Origin of the sequence: Streptococcus sanguinis (assembly GCF_900475275.1) — a bacterium.
Classification (GTDB): Bacteria; Bacillota; Bacilli; order Lactobacillales; family Streptococcaceae; genus Streptococcus; species Streptococcus sanguinis_N.
This window is the reverse complement of the sequence record NZ_LS483364.1, coordinates 106,381-117,553: the sequence shown is the minus strand read 5'-3', so window position 1 is coordinate 117,553 and position 11,173 is coordinate 106,381. Positions and strand designations below refer to the sequence as shown.

Here is an 11,173-nt window from a genome sequence, read left to right as displayed (position 1 = left end):
CTCTCCATTTTTCCTGAAAAAACTGTGATTCTTACATTACTTCCTGTATTTGCTCCTCAATCTCCTGAGCAGCTGCTTGATCCCGGCAAACTACTAAAAGAGTATTGGCACCTGCAACGGTTCCCAAAATACGGCTATCCAGCGAGCTATCCACGACATTGGCCAGCACTGTTGCCTCGCCCAGCACAGTACGAAGAACCAGACTAAACTCGGCCCTGGCTACACTCTCCACATGCTTGGCTAAAAACTCTATAAAATCAATCTCTTCAGTCTCATGCGCCAAAACATAATAAGTCAGCCCCTTCTTCTTAACTTTAGTCAGGCCGATTTCACGGAGGTCACGCGACAGGGTAGTCTGTGTTACATAAATCCCTTGCGCTTCCAGACGATCCTGAATCTCCTTTTGCGTTCCTAGCTTTTCTTCCTTAATCATCGTTTTGACTAACTGATGACGGTCATTCTTTCTCATTTTTACCTCATTATTGAATAATTAGAAGCTGCATTCATGAAGGGCACCTCATCCGATCAAAGGCTGCTTCTCCATCAATCTAGGCAAAGATTTGCAGGAATACTGAGAATAAACAAAAAACTTTAACCAAGAGTGTCAGGGAAGGAAGCATTTAGATGGAAAACTCATCTATAAATACAGGTTCTTATCCCTCTTATTATATCAGAAAAATTCCTATTAGCCCAAAAATTATTCCCAAAAAAATTGAAGATTCCTTGAAAAATGTGATAAAATAATAACAAAAGACACAAAGGAGCAAATATGGATAACAAACAGTTGATTGCCGGCGAATTGGCCAAGGTTATTGACAGCCTTGATCAAGACGCTATTTTAAATTTATTGGAGCAGCCAAAGAGCTCTGAACTTGGTGATATCGCCTTCCCAGCCTTTTCTCTGGCAAAGACTGAGCGCAAAGCTCCTCAAATCATCGCTGCTGACATCGCTGAAAAGATTGACACGGCGCATTTTGATAAAGTCGTTGCGACTGGTCCTTATGTCAACTTTTTCCTCAGCAAGGCTGAAATTTCTGGCCAAGTTATCAAAGAAGTCATCAAAGACGGAGCTGACTACGGCCAGCAGAACGAAGGAAATAATCAGAATATCACCATTGACCTGTCCAGTCCAAACATTGCCAAGCCTTTCTCAGTCGGCCACTTGCGCTCTACTGTTATCGGTGACGCTCTTTCCAATATCTTCCGTAAAATAGGCTACAATACCATTAAAGTCAACCACTTGGGAGACTGGGGCAAACAGTTCGGCCTCCTGATGGTAGCTTATAAGAAGTGGGGAAGCCAGGAAGCTGTTGAAGCCAACCCTATCGATGAGCTCCTCAAACTCTATGTGCGTATCAATGCTGAGATCGAAAACGACCCATCTCTGGATGAAGAAGGCCGCCTTTGGTTCAAGAAGCTGGAAGACGGTGACCCAGAAGCGACTGAGCTCTGGCAATGGTTCCGCGATGAAAGTCTGACAGAATTCAACCGTATCTACGAACTCCTAGGTGTCGAATTTGACAGCCTAAACGGTGAAGCCTTCTACAATGACAAGATGGACGAAGGGATTCAAATCCTTGAAGACAAGGGTCTCCTGCAGGAATCCAAAGGAGCTAGCATTGTAGACTTGGAAGACTTTAACCTTCCGCCTGCTATGATTAAAAAATCAGACGGCGCTACCCTCTACATTACACGGGATATCGCAACAGCCATCTACCGGGCTCGCACTTACAACTTTGTCAAAAATGTCTATGTTGTAGGTCAAGAGCAGGCCAACCACTTCAGACAGCTCAAGGCCGTTCTGAAAAAGATGGGCTTTGACTGGAGCGATGACATGATTCACGTTGACTTTGGTCTGGTGACTAAAAACCGTCAAAAGCTGTCTACACGTAAAGGAAATATCATCCTTCTCGAACCAACTCTGTTAGAAGCTATCAGCCGGGCTAAGAGCCAGATTGAAGCTAAAAACCCAGATTTGGAAGACAAGGAAGCTGTTGCTCGTGCAGTTGGGGTAGGAGCAGTTAAGTTCTACGACCTCAAAACTGACCGCCGCAATGGTTACGACTTTGATCTGGAAGCTATGGTTTCCTTCGAGGGAGAAACAGGCCCTTACATCCAGTATGCCTATGCTCGTATCCAGTCTATCCTGCGCAAGGCGAACTTCCAGCCTGATGCAGAGGCTACATACAGCCTGAACGATCCAGAAAGCTGGGAAATTATCAAGCTGCTTCAAGACTTCGGTCGCGTTGTCAAGCGTGCTGCTGATAACTATGAGCCATCACTGATTGCCAAATACGCTATTAGCTTGGCTCAAGCCTTTAACAAATATTATGCGCACACGCGGATTCTGGATGAAAGCCCTGAACGCGACAGCCGTCTGGCTCTCAGCTACTCAACAGCTGTTGTCCTCAAAGAAGCTCTACGTCTGCTAGGAGTAGAAGCGCCAGAAAAGATGTAAGCTTAATTTAGAACATCAAAAAACGAAAACCTCACTGGTTTTCGTTTTTTTCAATATGATAGAGCTCCTCAATAATCCCCGCAACCTTCTTAATGTCTCCCAACATGCCGCGCATTTCAAAATCAGCCAAAACCGGAAATCCGAACCGCTCTGAGTATTGCTTGGCTGTCAGACAGTATTGGTTGTTAAAGTTACGATTGCCGCTGCCAATGACCCCCAGACACTTGCTGGCATTCTGACCAAAGGCGATAAAATCCCCTACATCGGTTGTCAGAATTTCTACATCGCCATTGTCCACACCATTGCCACCCTCCAGATAAGTCGGCAGAAAAGCGATAAAAGGATTGTCCATTTCAAAAAAGGGAATTCCTTCCTTTACCAGGTCTTTGATATGAATCTTCTCTACTTCTAGGCTTGGATGCTGCTCCAGCAAATAGTCTGTCAGCCGACGGACGAAACTCTCTGTATTGCCGCTCAGGCTGATGTAAACCAAGGAAACCTTTGTCATTTTACTCTCCATTCTAAAAAATAACAGATATTGCTTCTTAAAATTGTAAGCACTTATCTGTTATTTGTCAAATCTTATTCGTTTGCAGCTAGTTCTGCTTTTTCAGCCTCTTTTTGCTGCTGGATTAGCTTAAAGACGACGATGGAAAGATAAATTAAACTGATAATAAAGCCCAGCACTGTTCCTAAAAGAAGACTGTTTGAATGCGTTGCAATGTTCTCAGGGCTTGTAAATACCTTGCCAACAATCCCTTTCGATGAAATATAGACGTAAACTTGAGATAACAAACTGACTAGTATATAAACGATATAGCTAATATTAGCCATCTGCAGATTTTTTCTAACCAAAAAGACGATAGATGCTATTAACAGAGCCGTCATAACGAAAAAAATCAGCATATTCATTCCATTACGAAGAAATTCAAAATAAAGTCTATTAAACTGATTTGTCTGATCGCTCAATTCTTTTGAGAAATTTATTTTTGTATAATCTACCTCAGAAAACTTGGAGAAAAAACGACTCCATACTCCCAGTAAAGTTCCGATTGCTGACAAGCCCAGCAAAACATAAAGATAAATTGGTTTCTTTTTCATGAACGCCTCCTGTAAAGAAATATTTTCACTTATTATACACCGAAAAGAAAAAGCTGACAAGACCGAGAGGTTTTCACCTTGCCAGAAGCCCACACAATAGCTAAATCCTTATTCATTTCTTCGACTAAAAAATCAAAGCCGAAACACTGCTGTCTCGGCTTTTGTTTTGATTTAAAGAATATTAGCTATTCAAGTGCCATACTTCTTCTTCGTATTGAGCGATAGTACGGTCAGATGAGAAGAAACCAGCTTTGGCGATATTGACGATAACTTTGTCCATCCAAGCATCGCGGTCTTCATAGTCAGCCAGCATGCGCTCTTTGACTTGGATATAGTCTTCTAGATCCAGCAGGGTCATGAACCAGTCCTTGCTGATCAGTTCATTGTAAAGACGTTCCAAGCGTTCAGCTTTACCAACTGCCAATACTTCATCGCTGACGATAAAGTCAACCAATGGCTTGATAGCTTCACGTGCATAGTACTCACTAGATTTGTAAGCAGATTTTGCGTAGAGGTCAATAACAGTCTCAGAATCTTCACCGAAGATGTAGATGTTGTCTTCGCCAACCAACTCTGCAATCTCAACGTTTGCTCCGTCCATTGTACCAAGAGTCAAAGCACCGTTAAGCATGAACTTCATGTTACCAGTACCAGATGCTTCCTTAGAAGCCAGGGAAATCTGCTCAGAAATGTCACCAGCTGCAATCAAGAAGCTAGACGCTGTAACGTTGTAGTTTTCTACCATAACTACTTGCAGATGTGGAGCCACTTTAGGGTCATTAGCAATCACTTCTGACAAGCAAAGGATGAGGTGGATGATGTCCTGTGCAATCGTGTAAGCAGGAGCAGCCTTACCACCGAAGAAGACAGTGATTGGACGAGCAGGGATGTTGCCAGCCTTGATATCCAGATACTTGTGGATAACGTACAGAGCGTTCATTTGTTGGCGCTTGTACTCATGCAGACGCTTGATTTGGATATCAAAGATAGATTCTGGATTGATTTCCACACCTTGGGCTTCCTTCAAGTGACGAGCCAATTTACGCTTGTTGTGAGCCTTGATACCTTCCAATTTTTCTTTAACATTTGCAGCACCAGTGAATTCCAACAAGCCTTCGAGCTTAGTTGCATCATGGTGCCAGTCGCGGCCCAGCAACTCATCTAGGTAATGAGATAGACGTGGGTTGGCATGCATGAGCCAGCGGCGGAAAGTAATACCGTTGGTCTTGTTATTGAATTTTTCAGGGTAGATATCGTAGAAGGCTTTAAGCTCAGAGTTTTTCAGGATTTCTGTATGCAGAGCAGCAACCCCATTGACACTGTATCCGTAGTGGATATCCATGTGAGCCATGTGCACACGATCGTCCTCATCAATGATTTGCACTGCTGGATCTGCGTATTTAGCTTTCACGCGCTTGTCAAGCTCTTTGATGATTGGTACCAGATGCGGTACTACTTCTTTCAAGAATTCCAAAGGCCATTTTTCAAGAGCTTCTGCCAAAATCGTGTGATTCGTATAAGCAGTCATCTTCTGTACGATGGCAATTGCTTCATCCAAATCCAAACCACGCTCTGTCAAGAGACGAATCATTTCTGGGATAACCAGAGATGGGTGGGTATCATTGATTTGGATGACAGCGTAGTCTGCCAAATCATGCAGGTTGCTGCCTTTTTCAATCGCTTCGTCAATAATCAGCTGAGCACCATTTGAAACCATGAAATACTGTTGGAAGATACGGAGCAATTCCCCTTGCTTGTCACTATCATCTGGATAGAGGAAGAGGGTCAAGTTGCGAGCGATATCTGTCTTATCAAAGTCAATACCGTCTGTGATGATATCCGCATCCACTGAGTCCAAATCAAAGAGACGAAGACGGTTCTTAGTTTCTGTCTTGTAACCTGGCACATCAATATCATAAAGAGTAGATGTCAGGGTGAAGTGAGCAAATGGCACTTGGTAGCTGCGACTAGAGCGAACCAACCAGTTTTGCTCTGTCAGCCAGAAGTTAGGAATTGTGGTCTGTTCGTTGTTTTTCAAAACCTGTTGGAAGAGACCGAAGTGGTAGTTCAGTCCTACACCATCACCATTGAGACCAAGTGTCGCAATAGAGTCCAAGAAGCAGGCAGCCAGACGGCCCAAGCCTCCGTTACCCAGAGACGGCTCCAACTCAACTTCTTCTACTTCAATCAAGTCTTTACCAGCATCTGCCAACTCTTGCTTCACATCATCGTAAAGTCCAAGGTTGATCAAGTTGTTAGACAAAAGTTTACCAATCAGGAATTCAGCTGAAATGTAGTAAAGTTTTTTCTTACCAGTATTAACTGGCTTTTGAGCGCTGGCTAATTTAGTGTAGTTCAAAAGAGCCAGGTAGAGTTCTTCGTTGCTGCAATCAGCAAGATTTTTTGAATAAGTATTTTTGATATAAGTTTGTAAGTTTGACATGATTACTCCCTTCAAGTCTAATTAGCTGTTCTTTATTTGTTAATTAAATCGGTATTCATACGACGGTAAGTCTTAGTCAAGCTATAAAGCTCACCTTCGACGATTGGATTCAGCTCTTCAGCTGTCATCCGCCAAGTCCAGTTCCCACCAATTGTGGATGGATAGTTCATCCGTGCTGCACTGTCTAATTCCAGCAGGTCTTGCATGGTTGCAATGGCCATAAAGCTGACTGAAGCAAAGATTGTGCGCAGCATTGCATGAGGTACTGTTTCGTACTCCTTACGGTTGGTGTACTGAGCCATGTACTGGCGAGTAGCGTCGTCAATCTCATCCTTGTACCAGCCCAGAACAGTATTGTTATCATGGGTTCCTGTATACATGACTGAGTTGTTTGGCGCTAGATGCGGGCTGTCGATGCTTTCATCATCAGGATTGAAGGCAAATTGTAAGATTTTCATTCCTGGGAAACCAGTGCGCTCGCGCAACTCGATCACTTCATCCGTCATAAAGCCTAGGTCTTCTGCGATGATATTCAAATCACCCAAGGCTTCCTTAACCGCTGCAAAAAGCTTGTAGTCTGGACCTTTGACCCACTTACCAGAAGCAGATGTTTCTGAGCCAGCAGGTACTTCCCAGTAAGATTCAAAGCCGCGGAAGTGGTCGATACGGACAATGTCGTAAATCTTGAAGCTTTCGCGCAGGCGTTCAATCCACCAAGCATAACCATCCTTATCCATAGCTTCCCAGTCATAGATAGGATTGCCCCAAAGCTGGCCAGTTTCTGAAAATTCATCTGGCGGACAGCCTGCCACACAAGTCGGCTTACCAACAGCATCTGTCTTAAAGAAGTGCGGCTGTGCCCACACATCAGCACTATCAGCTGCCACATAGATTGGCATATCACCGACAATCTCGATGTGATGTTCATTAGCATAGGCTTTTAATCTTAACCACTGCTTAAAGAAGAGATACTGGGTCACACGATGGTAGGTCAGCTTGTCAGCCAGCTTCTCACGATAAGAAGCGAGACTAGCAGCCTCACGGCGACGGATCGCTTCATCCGGCCACTCAGTCCAAGCTAGATTATCAAAATGCTCTTTGATAGCCATGTACTCAGCGAAAACTTCCAGCCAAGCTGCATTTTGCTCCACAAAGCTCTCATAGTCAGACAGATCGTCTGCTTTCAAGAAGCGAGCTACTGCTTTTTCCATGATTGGACGGCGAGCATCGAAAATCTTTGCATAATCCACTTTTCTAGGATCATCTCCAAATTCAGCTCCCTTGACATCCGCCTCGTTCAGCAAACCTTCTTCTATCAGAATATCAAAATCGATAAAGTAGGTATTCCCCGCAAAAGCAGAGAAAGACTGATAAGGAGAATCACCATAACTGGTCGTTCCCAGTGGCAAAATCTGCCAATAGCGCTGCTTGGTGCGAACCAAGAAGTCTACAAAATCATAAGCACTTTGGCCAAAAGATCCGATACCGTACTTGCCCGGAAGGGATGAAATGTGCATGAGCACGCCGCTTTGACGTTTTTTCATTTTGTCACCTCGTTATTTTTTCCTCTACGCCTTTTCATTTTTACTTAATGCAAACGTTTGCGTCGACTTGATTATAACCTATTTTTTTTTTTAGTGCAAGGGGTTTTTGAGATTTTTTTCAATTTATTGGTTAATGGATATAATGCTCTTTTAGGACTCTCCTACTGCCCCAATTGTTTACCGTTTTTCTCTTCTTGCAAGCGTTCTCTTTTTGTGTTAAAATGTTCTTACAAACAGAAAACGTTTGCGTTTGCGGAGAAACTGCTTCATACTTGCTTTTTTGACCACAATAGTTAAGCAAAATCACTGGCTACGATGGCTATTTTTGGCACAGGTTTGCATGACTCTTAGAAAGCAAGTGCTTCTACTACTAGATTTAAAATAGTTGATGTTATAGAAAGGATTTCCAGCAAATGCAGGCCTTTAGGAGGTTTTTATGCGAGTTACTATCAAAGAAGTCGCAAAACTAGCAGGCGTGTCGCCCTCTACCGTGACCCGCGTCGTACAAAACAAATCAACCATCAGTGAAGAAACTAAAAAACGGGTCCGTGCCGCTATGAAAGAGCTGGACTATCATCCCAACCTCAATGCCAGAAGTCTGGTCAGCCAGTCCAGCCAGGTCATCGGCTTGGTCCTGCCGGACGACTCAGATGTCTTCTATCAAAACCCTTTTTTCCCAACTGTATTACGGGGGATTTCTCAGATTGCTTCTGACTATGACTATGCCATCCAGATCAGCACGGGGCAAGACGAAGAACATCGCTTGGAAAATATGAAGCAGATGATTTTGGGCAAGCGAGTTGACGGACTGATTTTCCTTTACTCCAAGCAGGACGATCCTTTGGTCGACTTTGCAGTCAGGAACAACTTCCCTTTCCTTATCCTAGGGAAAGCTGTCTCACCTTTCATCTCTCTAGTGGACAACGACAATATCAAGGCTGGCTATGACGCAACCAGATATTTCCTTGACAAGGGCTATCAGAAAATTGCCTTTCTGGCTGGGAATAAGGAGCTGGTTGTTTCTCAAGATCGTTACACAGGCTACAAGCAAGCCCTGAATGAAGCAGAACGGCCTTTGGATGAACGCATTATCAAATTTGCCTTCGGTTTCCTTCTGGAAGACAACAGTTACAAGATTATGGAGGAGCTGCCGCTGGATGAGATTGAAGCTATCGTAACCTCTGATACCTTGGTAGCAGAAGGAGCCCTGCACTATCTCAAAGATCAGGACTACCAGATTCCCATTATCACCTTTGATTCTATCAAACCGCGCATTGATGTGGATGCCTATATCGATATCAATGCCCTCGAGCTTGGGAAAGAGTCTTTCCGGACCCTCTTCCAGATCATCAAGGACAATAAAGAAGACAAGCAGATCTGCTATCGCCAGCTGATTCCGCATAGCATCAGCACTCGCTAATCCGAGTGCTTTTGCTCATTCATCAACGATTCACATATCGGCCTTGTCCTAACCTAGGGAAGAGCCTAAACTCAAAACAATTACACGAATAGAAACTGACAAAGAAAGAGGAAAAACATGGCCTTTCGTATTTTTCAAGCCTATTTAGATGACGAAAATATCATCACCATCGAACTGGAAAAGAGCTTTGAAGCCTACTCCATCCACTTTACACTGGAAGACAAGCACAGCTCCAGCCCTTTGACCATCAAAAATATCAACAATCAGGAAGAGCGGATTATCTACACCGTGTCGGCTAATGAGCCCATTGACCTGACGCAGTCCTACAAGGTCTATGACCAGGATCGCAACCATACTGACCTGCAGTACCGCCATATCGTGAAAAAGCCTATTTTCGATGAAATTTTTGACTATGCAGGCGACGATTTGGGAGCTCAATACAGTCCCCAAGCCACCGATTTCAAACTCTGGGCGCCGATTTCCGAAAAAGTCCTCCTGCATCTCAAAGACCAGGTTCACCATCTCAAACGTCTGGATAAGGGAGTCTGGCATACCCGGATTGAGGGAGATTTAGAGGGAGCCTCCTATTCTTATCTCCATAAGATTAATGGCAAATGGATTGAAGTCCACGATTCCTACGCCCTATCCTCAGATGTCAATTCGGGCAACAGCTATGTCATTGATTTAGAAAAGATTAAAAAGCCTATCAAACGAGCAAAAACACAGTTGGATCCGACAGAAGCCGTCATTTATGAAATGAGCGTCCGCGATTTCTCTATGCAGAAAGAAGCTAGCTTCTCCTATCCTGGGAAGTTTGCCTCGCTGAGCGAATCTCCAGTCGTCCACGGTCAGAAGTTCGGTCTGGACTATCTGAAAGAGCTAGGCATCAGCCACGTGCAACTTATGCCTGTCTACGATTTTGGCAGCGTTGATGAAAAGCATCCTGAGCTCGTCTACAACTGGGGCTACGACCCTGTCCAATATAATGTCCCAGACGGCAGTTTTGCCAGTGACCCACGAGACCCTTATGCCCGCATCTTAGAGCTACAGGCGGCCATTACTGCCTTCCACAATGCTGATATCAGCGTCATCATGGACGTGGTCTACAATCATGTCTATGATGCCAATAGCTATGCTTTTGAAAAAATCGTGCCCGGCTATTTTTTCCGGCTCAATGATATGGGCTACCGGACCAACGGGACCTTCTGTGGCAATGATGTAGCCAGTGAGAAAGCCATGGTTCGCCGCTATATCAAGCAGTCGGTCAAGCAATGGGTCAGCATCTATGGCTTTGACGGTTTCCGCTTTGATCTGATGGGGATTTTAGATATCCAAACCATGCAGCAGATAGCTGACGAACTCAAGACGCTCTATCCTAACATCTACCTCTACGGCGAAGGCTGGCAGATGGATACTGGGCTGGCAAGTGAGCAATTGGCCCATCAGTACAATGCTTCCCAGCTGCCAGATTATGGATTTTTCAGCGATCATTTCCGCGACAGTCTCAAGCAGACCATCGCTCAAGGCCGGCAAATCGAGAGCAAGACTCCTGCCAGTCAGCTTGAAAACGTCCTGACAGCCAATGTCGGACTAAAAGGCGAGGCTCACTTCATAGCGCCCCAGCAGGCTATTAATTATGTGGAGTGCCATGACAATGCAACGGTTTTTGATTACTTTGATATCGTCAACCCTGCTATCACCTTGCGGGATCGGCTGGCCAATTCGCGGCTGGCTCTCCAACTCGTCCTGCTGGCTCAAGGTGTTCCCTTTATCCACAGCGGTCAGGAATTTTTCCGGACTAAAAATCTGATTGACAACACCTACAATATGCCCGACGAGATCAATAAACTAGACTGGCTGCGCTCCCTGCATTACACAGAGGATATTGCTTTTCTTAAAAAGCTGATTTCCTTTCGCAGGGCACATCCGCTGCTGCATCTAAAGACCAGCGCCGCTATCAAGCAAGCCTGTCAGGTCAACTGGCTGACAGACAGTCTATTGGAGTACAAAATTCAAGACAGCAAAGCGAGCATGACCATCGTCATCAACTTCAGCAGCCAAGAGGCTGTCTACGAAAACAAAAACAAGCAAAAGCTGCACCTTCAATATCCAGCCATTGATGTCCAAAAACCAATTGCACCGCTAGCTGACAGTTACAACCTAGCTGGCAAGCAGTTGATTGTTTTGAAATAGATTATAAAACATCA

8 protein-coding genes are annotated in these 11,173 nt (G+C 44.5%); 3 read left to right on the top strand and 5 right to left on the bottom strand.

The window, feature by feature from the left end:
• Positions 1-31 precede the first annotated feature (31 nt).
• Complete coding sequence (gene argR / locus DQM55_RS00650) at positions 32-469, bottom strand: arginine repressor (RefSeq protein WP_111675149.1); 438 nt, start codon at positions 467-469, stop codon at positions 32-34.
• Between the two features lie 300 nt (positions 470-769).
• On the opposite strand from argR, the gene argS reads away from it, so the two are divergent.
• A complete protein-coding gene (argS, locus tag DQM55_RS00645) occupies positions 770-2,458 on the top strand; it encodes an arginine--tRNA ligase (protein WP_111675148.1) in 1,689 nt (562 codons plus the stop codon).
• Between the two features lie 31 nt (positions 2,459-2,489).
• On the opposite strand, the gene nrdI is transcribed toward argS, so the two are convergent.
• The 4 genes from nrdI to malQ form a co-directional block, all read right to left on the bottom strand.
• A complete protein-coding gene (nrdI, locus tag DQM55_RS00640; RefSeq protein WP_111675147.1) occupies positions 2,490-2,978 on the bottom strand; it encodes a class Ib ribonucleoside-diphosphate reductase assembly flavoprotein NrdI in 489 nt (162 codons plus the stop codon).
• A gap of 62 nt (positions 2,979-3,040) precedes the next feature.
• Positions 3,041-3,559: an ABC transporter permease gene (locus DQM55_RS00635; protein WP_048773721.1), complete on the bottom strand. Its 519-nt coding sequence runs from the start codon at positions 3,557-3,559 to the stop codon at positions 3,041-3,043.
• 181 nt (positions 3,560-3,740) lie between these two features.
• Positions 3,741-6,002 (bottom strand): glycogen/starch/alpha-glucan family phosphorylase, encoded by a 2,262-nt coding sequence (gene glgP, locus DQM55_RS00630; protein WP_048773719.1) that lies wholly within the window; start codon positions 6,000-6,002, stop codon positions 3,741-3,743.
• A 32-nt stretch (positions 6,003-6,034) separates the two neighbouring features.
• Positions 6,035-7,546, bottom strand: coding sequence for a 4-alpha-glucanotransferase (gene malQ / locus DQM55_RS00625; protein ID WP_111675146.1), 1,512 nt, complete (start codon positions 7,544-7,546; stop codon positions 6,035-6,037).
• A 436-nt stretch (positions 7,547-7,982) separates the two neighbouring features.
• On the opposite strand from malQ, the gene DQM55_RS00620 reads away from it, so the two are divergent.
• Entirely contained in the window at positions 7,983-8,966 is a 984-nt protein-coding gene (locus DQM55_RS00620; RefSeq protein ID WP_048773715.1) for a LacI family DNA-binding transcriptional regulator, read from the top strand.
• Between the two features lie 117 nt (positions 8,967-9,083).
• Positions 9,084-11,159, top strand: coding sequence for a type I pullulanase (pulA, locus tag DQM55_RS00615; protein WP_048773713.1), 2,076 nt, complete (start codon positions 9,084-9,086; stop codon positions 11,157-11,159).
• Positions 11,160-11,173: the final 14 nt, after the last annotated feature.